Raw genomic sequence first — 14,758 nt, forward strand, 5'->3', positions numbered from 1 at the left:
TGGTTTGCCCCCCTATTAATCGGACTTTTCTACAGTTCCGTTGAAAGTTGGTTGGTAAAGGTAATAAATTTTGGTTTTTGCCCCTGGTTTGCCCCCCTATTAATCGGACTTTTCTACAGTTCCGTTGAAAGTTGGTCGGTAAAGGTAATAAATTTTGGTTTTTGCCCCTCAGAGCGGGACCATTTTTTGCTGTTTAGGGGCTTCTGCCTTCGGCTTGCTTCGCCCTTCCGTTTCCTGTTTACAGTGCGTATCCCCGGCTTCGCTACTAATCAGCCCTAGCTCGTTCTTGATCAGATAGCGCGGTATCTTCAAGCCGAAGATCAGCTTTTCACGTTTCCCCTTCCGACTCGTGACCAGGCCCGCCTCGTAAGCTTGCCAAAACACCTGTGGTGGGAGCATCGCCGTGGCGGAGTTTACCCGGCTATTGTTATAGTTTTCGTAGAACAGCACCAGGCGCTGCTCCAGCTGTTCGAGGGTCGCAAAGCGATCATACTTTAGAGCCTGTGAGATAATCGAGTGAAAGCTTTCGACATGGCCGTTTTCTTGTGGTGTGTACGGATGGGTAAATACCTGACCGAGATGGTTGTCGGCCATGAACTCCCGCAGTCGGGTGGCTAAGAACTGCGGGCCATTATCGCTGCGTACTTCCACGTGGATGTCCTTACTTAGTAGATCTGCCGGCTGTAGGTGATTGATAATGACTTCCTCCCAAGCCTTGGCCACCGTCGCCCACTTCATCGAGTACCCTACTTCGTAGGCAAGGGCTACGCGGGTGAATGTGTCGATGATCGTCAACACAAAGGCATGGCGACGATACTCCTCTACCCAGAACATCTTGATGTCCATTTCCAGCAATGTCAACGGGCGATCCGGACGGGCGCAACGCTGACTGACGTAAGGGCCTCGTTCACTTCGTCGACGCTCCAGTAACTGATCATAGTCCTTCATCAAACGGTACACTTTCTTGGCGTTGATGCGGTAACCTTCGAGTTGTAATTGAGCCGTCATCCGCTTGTATCCGCAACGCAGATCGTCGTCCTCTTGGATCGTTTTGATCTTGGTGACGATCTCGGAATTTGGCCGCTGATGAATCTGTCCCTCACCATCGTAGTAAGACGTGTGGGTGGAAGCAGGAGCGCCCGAACGAACGTGGCCTTCAGTTTCACTGCAAGGGCGATGGTAATACTGATGGCGCGTCATGGCAAAAGCATCCAAAGCTAATTTGAGGGGCAAGCCCTCTTGATTGAAACGCTTGATGGCATGACGCTTGTCGTCCGGGCTTAGGTTTTTTTTTCCCGGGCCTCTTTGAGCGCACGGATGAGTAGTTCCTTTTCGGCCACAAGTTCCTTGAGTTGCCGATTCTCCTTCTCCAACTGCTGGAGCTGGCGGATTTGCTGGGAACGAACGCGTTTCCCAAAGTGCTCCTCTCCCTGTTCTGCAAGTTGCCTCTTCCAGTTGTAGTAAGTAGCAGGATAGACGTCGTGCTTGTCCAAGGTGACTTTGAGGCCCTGCGAAGCAGCCTCCTTGATGATGGCGAGCTTTTGCTCGGTGGTAAATTTACGTTTTGCCATGGTGAAAATTACAGTTTTTGAACTGTAATCGAGTCCGGGCAATTAGGGGGCCGAAACACTGGCGCGATGGTAGTAGTAGGGGTTCCAGTCCGCACGGCCTAAGTTGTTTACCCAGGGCCTCTTCGTAAGCCTCCCGGAACCGGTCTCCGCCCTCCTTGTCCGTATAGGCAAAAGCCCGCGACATCACGATACCTCCATGGAGGACGCAGGGTGCCAAAAGGGTAGGGGAGCAACATGATATGTAATCCTTCAAACTTAGCAAAAGCACCAGTGAATAACAAATATAGGTCACATAGTACGACAAAACCAGCATTAGCCCCCTAGTGCTTCAAAGTTCGTATTCGTTGAGTCAATCGTGTTAGAAGTTAACCTGGGCCTGCTGCTACCTTTAGAAATCAATCATAGAAGAACTGTAGCTACCGGCACTCTGTATTTCTCGAAGAAAGCGCAGACAATCTCCAGGCAGACATGACGCCGTACGGGAATTCTTCAGTAATCTTCCGCCGTTGTGGCAGGATATTCGTTTCATCGCCGGTGCACCCGGTAAATTCTTTGTGATAGCGAAAAGTGTGGAATCAGGACCTGCTTTTACTTTCCAAAGCAACCAAGCCTGTATCAACTATTGAAAATGCGTAACTTTCTCTTATTCTTACTAACATTGTTGCTTGTCTCTTGTGGAACAAAGGAAAGCGTCGCTACAACTGCTGAAGCGAGCAATGCGATAGCGACGTTCCAAAATCCAGTACTTACCGGATTTTATCCCGATCCGGCAGTATGCAAAGCAAACGGTCAGTTTTATCTAACCACTTCCACGTTCGCTTACTTTCCTGGTCTTCCGATTTTTACCAGTAACGATCTTGTCAGTTGGAAACAAATCGGCAACGCGATGGACCGGCCCAGCCAGATGAAGCTGGAAGGATTGGAAATTTCGCGTGGGAATTTCGCCCCAGGCATTAGTTTCCATGAGGGGACTTTCTACGTAATCTGTACGTTGGCGGATGCGGGTGGCAACTTCATTGTGACGGCGACTAATCCCGCCGGTCCATGGTCGGATCCCTACTTTTTGCCGGAAGTAGATGGGATCGACCCTTCGATTGTTTTCGAGGGGGAGAAAACATACATTGTTTATAACAGCATCCCTCCCGAAAACAAATCACTTTATAGTGGCCACCGCACCATCCGGATGGTCGAATTCGACCGGAAAAACATGAAGGTGGTGAGTGACAATAAGATTCTGGTCAACGGCGGAACTGACCTGAGCAAGGAGCCGGTTTGGATCGAAGCCCCGCATATTTACGACATTAACGATTACTACTACCTGATGTGTGCTGAGGGCGGAACCGGCCCTCAGCATTCTGAGGTGATCTTCCGCAGTAAAGACATTTGGGGCCCGTACGAAGCCTGGGATGAAAACCCAATTTTGACCCAGCGTGACCTCGACCCTTCCCGTGCTAATCCGGTCACTACCGCTGGCCACGCTGACATGGTACAAATGGATAACGGCGACTGGTGGGCCGTTTTTCTGGCTGTCCGACCCTACGAAGGAAACTACTTTAATACGGGCCGGGAGACTTTCCTGGCTCCCGTCACCTGGACGGAAGACGGCTGGCCGGTAATTAACGCCGACTTCGAGGAAGTGCAGTATTCCTACCCGATGCCCTCCGGTGTAGCCGCCGATAATACGCTGGCACCCTTTGCCGGAAATTTTGATTTCGAGGATGAATTCACGGCCGGTGAACTTGACCTTCGCTACCTTATGTTGAGAACGCCTTCCGAAAAATGGTATACCATGAAAGATGGTACGCTCGACCTTCAACTGCGCCCGACTACGGTTAACGAGCTGTCTAATCCAAGTTACGTAGGTTTCCGTCAACACCACCTGGTGGGTGAAGCCTCCACTATGTTAACGTTTGATCCGGCTAAACCCGGAGAACAGGCCGGTCTGGTGATATTCCAGAACTCCCGCCATAACTACACCTTCATTAAGACGCTGATTGATGGAGAGACGGTCGTTAAATTACTCAAGGCCACCGAGGACGGGAACGAGGAGCTCGCCAGTGCCGCCGCGCCGGACGGTCCTTTACGCTTACAGGTCTCCTTCGTCAACGACGCTTACAACTTCAGCTATGCGGGTGAAGCCGAAACTTTCACCACCCTCGCCGAGGGGGTGCCGGGTAAATACCTGAGCACTCAGGAAGCCGGCGGCTTCGTGGGCGTTACCATCGGAATGTACGCTACCTCTTCGGGAGAGACTTCCGATAACACCGCCTCGTTTGAATGGTTCCGCTACGCGGGCGACGACAAAATTTTACGCAAGTAGTGCACAATGGGCGCTTACTCCGCCAGCGTAAGGTTAAGAGCGTGTCTAAATTTTTACTTCCTGATAACCAAGCAGTTTGCTACGCAGTACTTCGAGCTATGAACCTGGCGTCACAAAAAATGGCTTACGTAGTCCACTATGCGCGCAATTTTTTGACTAGCCAGAACCATAAGTCGTTGATTATCAGTTCTTAAAAATTTTATACACGCTCTAAGCGTATAAGATTATGCCACTGCCTCTGATCATTTAATCTCAATTTAATACCTAGCTATTCCTATGAGAGCAATCACTTTTTTATCATTCATCCTACTGGTACTGGTACCATCAAGCTATGCTTCTGCCCAGGTACTGACCCTTAATAACCTGGAGTACTTCGAAACTCAGGGTGCTAACGTTTTGGTCTACAGTAATTTATTTACGGGGGGATTTAATGACGAGAAGAATGCTGGTATTGAGCTGATCCACCACGGCGTTCGTACGGCACAGGGCGGTGCCGTACGGCTGTCTAGTACTCCGGAACAATGGGATCTTGTGCCAGACATTTTCAATAGAACAACCGACTCCGTAAATCAAACCATTGAGGCTACGCTCAGGTACGAAGATTACGCCTTTGAATCCCGGGTTGTGGTTACTCCTAAGGGGAAAGGAGTTGAAATTTCAGTTTATCTGGACGAGGCGATTCCCGCTGAACTGGAAGGAGACGCTGGCTTCAACCTGGAGTTCCTGCCGTCTCAATACTGGAACAAAGTGTACATGATGGACGGGCGGCTGAATCGTTTTCCCCGTTATGTCGTCGGCAACACCGTAACGCGGCCGAACTCGGAGAAACTCAAGCAATTTTTGGGTTACGTGACCGCCGACGACCGGGCCACCGGTTCCTTTATCGAACCGCTTCCGCTGGAAACCGGACGGAGTTTGCTTCTGGCGCCAGACGACCCCGAACGACTTGTCAAAATCACTTCGGAAGACACCGACCTGATGCTGTTTGACGGGCGTATCCTGGCCCAGAACGGCTGGTACGTTGTCCGTAGCCTGCTTCCCGCAGGAAAAACCGGGAAAGTACTGACCTGGGTGGTAGAGCCGAACGTCATTGAAGGCTGGGAAAGAGAACCTAATATTGGTATTTCGCAGGTCGGTTACCTCCCCGGCCAGGAGAAAATTTCCGTCATTGAACTGGACAAAAACAGTATTCCATTACTGACCGCCTCACTTCACAAAATTGGCAACGATGGTGTTGCGACCGAAGTCTTCACCGGGACCATAAAGCCATGGGGCGACTACTTCAAGTACAATTACGTCAAATTTGATTTCTCTAAGGTCACGGAGACCGGAGTGTACTTTATTCAGTACGGTGACCTAAAGACAAATAACTTCATCATCGGCGAAAACGTCTACGATGAGATCACCGATGCGACCAGCGACGTCTGGATTCCGATTCACATGAACCACATGACCGTGAACGAGGGCTACCGGATGTGGCACGGGGAACCTTTCAAGGAAGGCTATCTCCAGGCTCCGCCAAGTACCGATCATTTCGACATGCACGCCCAAGGCCCTACGACCGACACGAAGTTCAAGGCCATGGAACACATTCCCGGCCTCAATGTCGGCGGCTTTTTTGATGCCGGTGATTTTGACATTGAAACTGGATCTAATCTTGGCGTCGTGCAAAATTTTGCCCGTATCTGGGAATACTTCCAGCCTACCCGCGACCAGACTTTCGTGGATGAGGAACAACGCTACGTTGACCTGCACCGTCCGGACGGTATTCCTGATGTCCTGCAATACCTGGAGCACGGCACGATGAACCTGGTCGCCCAAGCGGAAATCCTCGGCCATATGGCGCTTACCCTTACGAACTCGGTGCTTGACAACTACCATCATCTCGGCGATGCAGCCTCCATCACCGACGGGCTTCCCTATAACCCTGAACTGGGCCCTTACGAGGTCGCTGCGGACGGCCGCTCCAGCGGGGTCAAAGACGACATGTGGGCGTTTACCAGCCGGAGCCCCCGCCGGGACCTTCGCGCCGCTACGACCCTGGCTGCGGCGAGCCGTGCGCTGAAGGGATACAACGATGAGCTCGCGGCGCGGGCACTGAAGCAGTCAAAGCGACTCCTCGAAGAGGGAACTGAATTGCTTGCTTCCGAACCAAAGAATGCCCCAGCAGGACGGTGGGGAGTGGGGGCGGACATCGGTTCCAACCTCCAACTCTACATCACTACCAGAGAGCAACAGTACGCCGATAAATTCCAGGAATTGTTGTGGCCGGTGCTTGATCAGAACGTCAACTCGTTGCTCCTGACGGCGCTGGATGCCATCCCGGAAATGGATGCCAGCTATAGAGAAAAGTTACGCCCTTACGTCATGAAGTACAAGGAGTATATTAACGAACTAGAAAACGACAATCCTTACGGAGTGCCGATTGGACTTAGAAACTGGGCCGGCAGCGATCAGGTCGTCAACTTCGGCACCACAGTTTGCTTCGCCAACAAGTACTTTCCGGACATCGTAGGGAAAGAACACGCCTTCAAGGTTACTAACTGGCTCTTCGGTTGCCACCCCTACCACAATTACTCACTCGTGGCCACCCTGGGTGCTACCCGGCCCAAGGAAGTGTTTTACGGGAACAACCGCGCTGACTTTTCCTTCATTCCGGGCAACATGGCACCGGGACTGTTGTTCCGTCAGCCTGATCACTTTGAAAACTACGACGACTGGCCCTTCCTCTGGGGGCAGAACGAGGGAACCATTGGTGGCAACACGAGCTACCTGATCTTCGGATCAGTTTTTAAGGCTACGGTGAAGTAGTCGGCCTGGCCAGGCTGTTACTTCATGGCTATCTATTATTAACCTTGCACCTGCGGCCCCGCCCTTAATTAAACGCCGTAATTACCATTCCGGCACCCCCTTTATTCAACTTAAATCCGATCGCCTTTTTCAACCAGTTACCATGATTTACCAAGCTCCATCATTGTTCAGAACCTACCTACTGGGATGCCTTTTGTTCTGCGCCGTGCTTCTCCCGGCCCAAGACGGCACAATCTACCCCCTCGAAGCACCCGAGGAACCTAACGCCATTCTCCTTGGTACCGGTGGCGTCGCTGACCAGCCGGCCTCGGAGTCGTGGTTCCGGCAGTGGGGCGATCCAATGGCCCGCAACATCACAACTGCCACACTAACGCCCTTTCTTCCGGAACCCGGTACGGCTAATGGTGCGGCGGTGATTGTGGCTCCGGGCGGTGGTTTCCGTTGGCTCTCCCTCGGAAACGAGGGATGGGAAGTAGCCGAGGCCCTCGCCAAGCAGGGCATTGCCGCCTTCGTACTGAAGTACCGGCTGTTCCCCACCGACGACAAACTTGAAGATTTTACCGCCTGGATGAACCGGCCCCGTACGGTGCCGGAACCTGACAGCACGAAGAATGAGGCTCCTTCCCCCCGGCCGCAGATGGATCTTTCCAACCAGCTTGCCGACGCCGAGGCGGCCTACGCCATGATTGTAGCGCGGGCAGACGAGTGGGGAGTGGATACCGACCGGATCGGTATGATCGGCTTCTCCGCCGGGGCTGGTCTCACGATGCACTCCACCCTGCATTCTGAGCGTATGGACCTGGCTTTCATCGGCCCCGTTTATGGTGGGATGGGCCCCGTAGAGGTTCCCGAGGATGCGCCACCAATGTTCAGCGTCATAGCCACTGACGACTTCTTGTTCCGGGGGCAGTTTGGCGTAATTGACTCTTGGTATAAGGCCGGTATTCCAGTCGAGTTTCATCTCTACCAGAACGGTGGTCATGGCTTCGGCCTGGGCAACCCTGACCGCACCAGCAATCGTTGGTTCGATGCTTTCATTTACTGGCTGGACGTAAACGGCTTTCTGGTTTCTAACTCCAGGAAATAAACCATCGATTACATAGTTGAACCCGCTTAAGAGCGTGTCTAAATTTAATTTTCAAGAACAATCGATTTAGTAAATTATCAGTCATTGAATGCTTCTTTAGTAAAGAGGCAGACTCAACTTTTTGCTTTCGCGAGAGCAAAACTATCTCGTTTGAAATTCTGAATAGGGGACTGGTAATTACTACCAGAATCCATCACATTTTTCTAACAACATACTATTCAAATGAAAAACAATTACTTTCTGATTCTGACATTATTCCTGCTCTTCAGCACGGCAAGTCAGGCGCAAAACCTTATTCCAAACCCCGGCTTTGAAGAAGGCAGTGGAGCCACCTTCACCGGTTGGAACAAATTCAATGAAATCAGTGGAACCTTTTCCGAAGGGACGGCTGACGGAGACTTTCGCAGTGGCGAAAGAAGCCTGGTCGGCACGGTAAACATGCCCGGTGAAGCCTGGCACCTCCAGCTGGCAAGCGACCTTATTGCTACTCAGGTTGGGGAGGATTACACTTATTCCGTGTGGGTGAAGGCCGCGACCGCCGGTACGGAAATTCGTTTTTCTACTCAACCGAACGCGCTTTACTCCGCCAACTACACAGTAAGCACCGAGTGGACGGAACTGGAATGGACCTTTACGGCTAACGAGGAAATGACCCGCATTGTCCTCGACCTCGGAGCGGAAGTCAATACCTATTACCTCGACGATATGACGCTGGATGGTCTCCCCGGCGGTACCGGTGGTTGCCAACCCATCGAGAACGGCGGATTTGAATCCTACATTGAAGCGGTGGACAGCTTCGCGGGCTGGACCTTTATCAACGAGTTGGGAGGTAGCAGCTTTGCTCTTGCGACTGGTGACAATGCCTACGCTGGCGACAACGCCATCCAGGCCAACAACCTGGGCGGTATCGAGCGCTGGGGCCTGCAGTTGGCTACCCCCGCTTTCCCCACCGTTTCCGCGCAAACCTACACCCTCAATCTATGGATCAAAGCCGATAATGCGAACACAAACTCTATCCAGTTCTCCGTTCGCGATCGCAACGCAGAAAACGAGGGACAATACACCAACTCCGCAACAACCATTGGTGGAGACTGGATGCTGCTTGAGTATAGGTTTACGGCCATTGACGACAGCACCGTCATCACTCTAAACCTCGGGGATGCTACGGCCAATACCTACTACCTTGACGAGGTGTGCCTCATTCAACCCGAAACCCTGGACGACTGTGCCGCAGTGGACAATAGCGGCTTTGAAACCTACGACGAAGGCAGCGGCACTTTCGCTGGCTGGACCTACTACAATCAGAACAATGGTAGTTCCTTCGGCGTAACGATGGACGGAGACGACGTTTACGAAGGCGCAAACGCCTTGGTGGCCACCAACGCCGCCGGGAGCCAGACCTTCGACCTGCAAATCGCCAGCCCCTCTTTCTACACCCTGGCGGGCGGTACCTACCGCCTCAACGTATGGGTGAAGGCTGCAACGCCGGAAACCAATACCATTCAGTTCTCCGTCCGTGAGGCTGGTGACCCCTTCAACACCGAAAGCCAATACACTACTTCCGCTACAACCATCGGGGGAGACTTTATGCAGGTGACTTACGAATTCGTAGCCTCCAGCGCCCGTACCTTCGTCACGCTTAACCTGGGTGGTGACGCGGAAAATACTTTTTACCTCGACGAGATCTGCGTGGAAACAGTTTGCGGAACCGACTTCACGGCCCCCGAAGACCAGGAGCCCATCGCAGCGGGTAAGGAAAAGTTCCTGGGCAACATATACGCCGGACACGCCCTGCCCGATTTTGAAAAATACTTCAACCAGGTAACTCCCGAAAACTCCGGCAAGTGGGGGTCGGTAGAGGGTGAGCGGGACGTGTTCAACTGGACACAACTCGACGAGGCCCGGCAGTTCGCCCGCGACAACGATTTCCCCTTCCGCCTCCACGTAATGCTCTGGGGTTCACAGCAACCCGCCTGGCTGGAAGACCTTACACCGGCAGAGCAGTTAGAAGAAATTCGTGAGTGGTTCGAGGCCGTCACTACCCGTTACAGCGGGGAAGATGCTCCGGAATACGTAGAAGTTGTCAACGAGCCCCTCAATGCGCCTCCTATTTACCGCGAGGCGTTGACGTCTTTGAACGAGGAACTCGGCACGGAAGCCTGGGAGTACGACTGGATCACAAACGCTTTCAAACTGGCCCGTCAGTACTTCCCCCAAGAGTCGCAGCTGATGATTAATGAATACGGCCTGGCGAATACAGCAGCGCTTACCGACACTTACGTTTCTATCGTAGCGCGCCTGCAGGAGGATGGTCTTATCGATGCGGTTGGCATGCAGGGACATACCTTCAGCACGAAGCTGTACGGAGGTACTTACGAAGACCTTAATAACCTTCTCAGTCGCAACCTTGAAGCCCTGGCCGGCACCGGTCTGCCCGTAATGGTAACGGAGATGGACATTGAGGGGAATATGTTCTTCGATAACAACGGACTCCCCCAGGACGGGGGCACCCAGGAGCAGAAGGACAGCTTCCAACTGGCCGAGTTCCAGCGGATCTTCGACCTTTACTGGAACCACCCCTCGGTTATCGGCATTACCTTGTGGGGATGGCGTCCTGGTTTGTGGCAGAACGATGCCGAGGCCTACCTCATTGATCCTTGTACTGGTCAGCCCCGTCCTGCCCTTGACTATCTGAACTCCGTGATCCGGGCTTCTAACCCGATGGTCGACATACCCACCGATGTTTTGGACCTAGATAATAACTTGTCCACCTTCCGCATCTACCCGACCGTAACGACGAATGAACTAACACTGGAGGGAATACCCGCCAATAGCGGACCTATTCGGATTTTCACCCTGAACGGCCAACTCGTACAGTCCGTAGATCGCGCACTGGTACAGGGAGACCTGATGAGAATACATCTGACCGATTTACCTTCTGGCCTGTACATCGTCCAGTGTGGTCGTAGCGTCCAGAAATTCATCAAGCAGTAAGACAGGTATTTCCGAAGTACTCACTTGGAAAATTATTTGATTGATCCCGGAAAATCAATTCCGCTTCGTCACGGCGAGATTGATTTTCCGGGTTTTCTTTGTTATAGGTCAACCACCCAAGATTTGCGATTTTTCATAGGTCTGAAAATTCATGGTAAGTAGTGTGTCAAAATTCTGCTGATGCTCTTCTTCTGATGTGTTCTCCAAAATGTGTACAATAGTTTGAAAAAATTCTTGTTTGGTTGCATAATAACTTCTGCCAACTAGCTTTTTAATATATTTCCATGCTCTTTCAATCAAGTTCAGATTAGGTGAATAGCTTGGCTGAAATTCCAAAATGATGTTTAACGTTGCTGCAACGTCTTTAACATATTGGCAGTGCTGGTACCTAGCATTGTCTAAAATAAAGTGCAGCGGACGACTTTGATCAGGATAGTGCTCTTTGCGTAACCAAGTCATGAATCCCGTGACAAAATCTGCATCCACGGATTCTTCACCATAATGAGATACTAAACTATTGCTTACCGGATCGTAAGCACCATAAACGTTGAACCGATAGCGACCACTTCCCGTGCTTTTATATTTAGCGCTGTCACTCCACAAATAAGAACTGAACTGACCGTAGACGAAGTGGACCGAATCACAGAAAACGAGGTCTATCTTAGAGTTAAGTGCCTGTTTATGAAGCCCATGCAAATGTTCTATCCACTCTTTTTGCTTTAATACCCATTCGTCAAATTTTTTAACGTTACCGGGAAAAGGGTTAACTTTTCTGAATCGTAGACCCAAGCGATGTAGGAGTCGTCGGGTACTTTCCCAGCTCGCCTGGTAACCAAACTTCTTTTCGAGAAAAGATTGGGCGTGCCGTACAGTATGAATGCATTCCTCGATCAGTCCCTCGCGAACCTTGTCAAAGTCCTTACCAAGGAAGTGCCGGTCGACCACAGCAGTCTCTGTCACTAGAGGTGTCAATATGGCGTCTATTCCACCCTCGTTGTAGGTCTTCACACACAGAGTGACTGTATTGGGAGCGCAGCCAGCCAGCCTAGCCACGTCTTTTCGCTTAAAACCTTCGTGAAGAAACCACAAAACCCAGAGTCGATTGCGTACACGCTCACAGGACTGAGAATTTTTCATCATCTTTACGGCATCGAGGTCAGCCTTGCTAAGTTCGATGGGAAGCATACCGAAGGACTTTAGTTAGCCCCTAATGTACTGCTTAACGACTTTTCGCCAAATTTGGGTGGTTTGAATATATGAATAATTTTTTTATCGCTGAAATACCCAATCTGTGATTTGTGTAACAATTTTCTTTAACCCTGTAATAGTCTAGCTCTAGCGACCTTCTATCTTTGACCCATTGGTTAGCATAACCAAGTTAGCGTTCCAGGTTGGACATTTATTTAATCCGTATGAAGACGTATTTTGTGTAAAAGGACGTAAATTGTTCACGCCCGTTTACACCTACTTTTCCGTGCATAACACAACTTTTCAACGACCTGGGTCAACCTGCGTGAAAACCCGCAGCTCGGATGTTGAATATCCAAAACTTAATGCCATGAGTAAAGATAAAGGAAGTAAAAATACAAAAAAGAGCAAAGCGGAGAAAAAGGTTAAGGTTGTCTCTGACTACAAATCGGAAGGAAAGAAAAAAGAGCCCGCTCTTGATGCTTTCGGCCCTAAAAAAGAGGGGAAGGCCACCGATCTTACTGCTCCTGGTTGCCTCTCTCATCTATTTCATTAGCGGCAAAACCGGGGATGCAATATTCCTTGCATCAGCCATTATTGTTGTTTCTGCCATTTCCCTGTACCAGGATTCCAGAAGCCGTAACGCACTGGAAAAGCTGAAAATTCTCACCCAACCCAATTACAGGGTAATTAGAGATGGCGAGGCCGTTTTGTGCGGCAGGATGCGGGTAATTCTTGCCTCGAAGGTCTGTTCCCGGTAGGCATCGAGGACCACGACCACGGTTTGCCCGGGTTGCACCCGGGCGATGTCCACCTCATCGATCAGCAGTTCCAGGAGGAAGTCCTCAGTACTACCGATGCGTGCCACCGGAGTTTGGGTGCTGACGGATTCTCCCACCAGTTTAAGAACTTCGTAGACGGTACCGCTGATTGCTGCGCGGGTGCTGTAGTTGACGTAGTTCTGCCCGCTCATTTCCAGCGCGGTGCCGGCCAGTGCGAACTGGTCGGCCAGTTCCCGGCGGGTCCGTTCGTAAGTTTTGCGGAGCTCACTTACCTGGCTGCCGGAGGTCCGGAACTTCAGCTCCATCGCTTCGTAGGCCTGCTTTGAGCCGATGTTTTGCTGCCACAGGCGCGCCTGGCGCGTCTAGTTCAGGGAATCGTTCACCAGGCGTAGGCTGGCGGCGCGCAGGCGCTCGTCCAGCTCTTTCAGGATTGCTTCGTCGCCCCGGTAGCTCTCCCGGGCGAAGGTGTAGTTTTGCCGGGCTTTTTGCTTCTCCAGGGCCGCCAGTTGGTTGCTGATGCGGAATAGTTCGTCGCCCTCTTTTACCAGGCCTCCTTCCCGGAGCTTGCTGTATTCAATGATTCCGCCGACGGGGGAGAATACAGTGTACGCATCCTGCGGTAACACCGTTGCCGTTCCGTACACCGCTTCCGTGATGGTTTTCAATGCGGGCCGGATGCCCGCTTCTTCTTTGCGGCAACTTCCGAGCAGGACAAATAAGAGGAGTACCGTGGTTGCTTTCATAAGGCGGTGTGTTTTTAGCCTACTAGCATACCGCCATCAATCACGTGGGTGGTGATCAGTGCTACTTTGTCCTTCAACCTTTGCATTTCGATAGATTTTTGAGGTTATTCGATGAGGTAAAATTACCCATGAACGGTTCTTCCGGCCCTGATATATGTCAGCGGAAGGGTTGATTGCGGTCAGTGGACATCCCTGTTATAACGCAAGGGATACACCCGCTGTTCCATCCCTCAGCGCACACCGGTTAATTCTCCTCATACAATCGCCGGGGCCTCGGAGGAATCACCGTCGTACCCCTTCAGCACCCTAACGTATTTCCGGTAGATCTCGTGGTAGTGCGGCAGCTGCGCCAGCAGGCTGCCCGATTACGTGATCGATGATCTTATCATGGCGCGGCCGCAGGTGCAAAGTAAGGTGGGAAGCTGGCCCCGCGTAGCCCTCGGTCGGGCCAGTAAACGCCAAATGAAAGTGGCCCGTTTTGGCGACAACATGCGCAAGGTGGCGGTGACGGATGGCGATAAAGTAGCCGCCCAGATGGCCTTCGGCTACGAGGTGGATGGCTACGGGGTAGGGGACCTGGTGGAACGCATCAACGCCGTCTCCGAAAGCCGCGTCAAAACCCTTCTGGAAGAATACGCAGAAACGTATACCCTGGCCGCCAACGTGCAGCCGGGGGGAGACCGCCGGGGCAACCTGCTCGTCAGCGCCCGCAACGAACTGGGCATCGGCGATTTCCTCCGCGAAGGCGGCTACACGGCCTTCACCGATACCTTCGAAGACCTGCACGGCTTGCCGCAACTCCCCGGCCTGGCCGTACAACGCCTGATGGCCCAGGGCTACGGCTTCGGCGGGGAGGGCGACTGGAAAACGGCCGCGCTCGTCCGCACCATGAAGGTGATGGGCGAAGGCCTCGCCGGTGGCAACAGTTTTATGGAAGACTATACCTACCACTTCGAGCCCGGCAACCAGCGGGTGCTGGGGTCCCATATGCTGGAGATCTGCCCGAGCATTGCTGCGGATAAGCCCCGCCTGGAGTGCCACCCCCTGGGCATCGGTGGCAAGGCCGATCCCTGCCGATTGGTCTTCACCGGCGGCGCAGGTCCTGCCCTCAATGCGTCCGTCGTGGATATGGGCGACCGCTTCCGACTGGTCCTCAACACCGTCACCGCCCACCCGCCGGCGGCCGATTTGCCCAAGCTGCCCGTCGCCCGCGTCCTCTGGGAAACCCACCCCGACATGGAAACGGGCGTTGCCGCCTGGAT

General features: G+C 52.3%; 11 protein-coding genes. 6 read left to right on the forward strand and 5 right to left on the reverse strand.

What is annotated here, in order from left to right; all coding sequences use genetic code 11:
- Positions 1 to 168: 168 nt before the first annotated feature.
- Positions 169 to 1,233, reverse strand: coding sequence for a DDE-type integrase/transposase/recombinase (locus tag H9S92_RS12030; RefSeq protein ID WP_187465330.1), 1,065 nt, complete (start codon positions 1,231 to 1,233; stop codon positions 169 to 171).
- Between the two features lie 47 nt (positions 1,234 to 1,280).
- Positions 1,281 to 1,571 (reverse strand): transposase, encoded by a 291-nt coding sequence (locus H9S92_RS12035; protein ID WP_187466967.1) that lies wholly within the window; start codon positions 1,569 to 1,571, stop codon positions 1,281 to 1,283.
- Between the two features lie 628 nt (positions 1,572 to 2,199).
- Between H9S92_RS12035 and H9S92_RS12040 the strand changes: the two genes are divergently transcribed.
- The 4 genes from H9S92_RS12040 (at position 2,200) to H9S92_RS12055 (ending at position 10,783) form a co-directional block, all read left to right on the forward strand.
- On the forward strand, positions 2,200 to 3,891 hold the full coding sequence (locus H9S92_RS12040) for a glycoside hydrolase family 43 protein (RefSeq protein WP_187466968.1): 1,692 nt from the start codon (positions 2,200 to 2,202) through the stop codon (positions 3,889 to 3,891).
- 276 nt (positions 3,892 to 4,167) lie between these two features.
- Positions 4,168 to 6,702 (forward strand): glycoside hydrolase family 9 protein, encoded by a 2,535-nt coding sequence (locus H9S92_RS12045; protein ID WP_187466969.1) that lies wholly within the window; start codon positions 4,168 to 4,170, stop codon positions 6,700 to 6,702.
- A gap of 142 nt (positions 6,703 to 6,844) precedes the next feature.
- Positions 6,845 to 7,789 carry an alpha/beta hydrolase gene (locus H9S92_RS12050; protein WP_187466970.1) on the forward strand — a complete coding sequence of 315 codons (945 nt, stop codon included), beginning with the start codon at positions 6,845 to 6,847 and terminating at the stop codon, positions 7,787 to 7,789.
- A gap of 222 nt (positions 7,790 to 8,011) precedes the next feature.
- Positions 8,012 to 10,783 (forward strand): endo-1,4-beta-xylanase, encoded by a 2,772-nt coding sequence (locus H9S92_RS12055; protein ID WP_187466971.1) that lies wholly within the window; start codon positions 8,012 to 8,014, stop codon positions 10,781 to 10,783.
- A 108-nt stretch (positions 10,784 to 10,891) separates the two neighbouring features.
- Here H9S92_RS12055 and H9S92_RS12060 read toward each other — a convergent pair whose 3' ends face one another.
- Positions 10,892 to 11,968, reverse strand: coding sequence for an IS630 family transposase (locus H9S92_RS12060; RefSeq protein WP_187466972.1), 1,077 nt, complete (start codon positions 11,966 to 11,968; stop codon positions 10,892 to 10,894).
- A 373-nt stretch (positions 11,969 to 12,341) separates the two neighbouring features.
- Between H9S92_RS12060 and H9S92_RS12065 the strand changes: the two genes are divergently transcribed.
- Complete coding sequence (locus tag H9S92_RS12065) at positions 12,342 to 12,527, forward strand: hypothetical protein (protein ID WP_187466973.1); 186 nt, start codon at positions 12,342 to 12,344, stop codon at positions 12,525 to 12,527.
- Between the two features lie 123 nt (positions 12,528 to 12,650).
- Here the strand turns inward: H9S92_RS12065 and H9S92_RS12070 are convergent, their stop codons facing one another.
- Together H9S92_RS12070 and H9S92_RS12075 are read right to left on the reverse strand one after the other, a co-directional pair.
- On the reverse strand, positions 12,651 to 13,058 hold the full coding sequence (locus H9S92_RS12070) for an HlyD family efflux transporter periplasmic adaptor subunit (RefSeq protein ID WP_187466974.1): 408 nt from the start codon (positions 13,056 to 13,058) through the stop codon (positions 12,651 to 12,653).
- A gap of 57 nt (positions 13,059 to 13,115) precedes the next feature.
- Positions 13,116 to 13,496, reverse strand: coding sequence for an efflux RND transporter periplasmic adaptor subunit (locus H9S92_RS12075; protein WP_187466975.1), 381 nt, complete (start codon positions 13,494 to 13,496; stop codon positions 13,116 to 13,118).
- Between the two features lie 369 nt (positions 13,497 to 13,865).
- Here H9S92_RS12075 and H9S92_RS12080 point away from each other — a divergent pair.
- Positions 13,866 to 14,758 (forward strand): L-arabinose isomerase family protein (locus H9S92_RS12080; protein ID WP_454557403.1); only part of this gene is annotated, 893 nt, incomplete at its 3' end.

The sequence above is a fragment of the Neolewinella lacunae genome (assembly GCF_014349155.1).
GTDB lineage: Bacteria > Bacteroidota > Bacteroidia > Chitinophagales > Saprospiraceae > Neolewinella > Neolewinella lacunae.

What these genes read in the sequence shown, in the direction of transcription:
- H9S92_RS12035 (WP_187466967.1), bottom strand. Translation starts at nt 1,571, where the DNA reads ATGGCAAAACGTAAATTTACCACCGAGCAAAAGCTCGCCATCATCAAG.
- H9S92_RS12040 (WP_187466968.1), top strand. Translation starts at nt 2,200, where the DNA reads ATGCGTAACTTTCTCTTATTCTTACTAACATTGTTGCTTGTCTCTTGT.
- H9S92_RS12045 (WP_187466969.1), top strand. Translation starts at nt 4,168, where the DNA reads ATGAGAGCAATCACTTTTTTATCATTCATCCTACTGGTACTGGTACCA.
- H9S92_RS12050 (WP_187466970.1), top strand. Translation starts at nt 6,845, where the DNA reads ATGATTTACCAAGCTCCATCATTGTTCAGAACCTACCTACTGGGATGC.
- H9S92_RS12055 (WP_187466971.1), top strand. Translation starts at nt 8,012, where the DNA reads ATGAAAAACAATTACTTTCTGATTCTGACATTATTCCTGCTCTTCAGC.
- H9S92_RS12060 (WP_187466972.1), bottom strand. Translation starts at nt 11,968, where the DNA reads ATGCTTCCCATCGAACTTAGCAAGGCTGACCTCGATGCCGTAAAGATG.
- H9S92_RS12065 (WP_187466973.1), top strand. Translation starts at nt 12,342, where the DNA reads ATGAGTAAAGATAAAGGAAGTAAAAATACAAAAAAGAGCAAAGCGGAG.
- H9S92_RS12070 (WP_187466974.1), bottom strand. Translation starts at nt 13,058, where the DNA reads ATGGAGCTGAAGTTCCGGACCTCCGGCAGCCAGGTAAGTGAGCTCCGC.
- H9S92_RS12075 (WP_187466975.1), bottom strand. Translation starts at nt 13,496, where the DNA reads ATGAAAGCAACCACGGTACTCCTCTTATTTGTCCTGCTCGGAAGTTGC.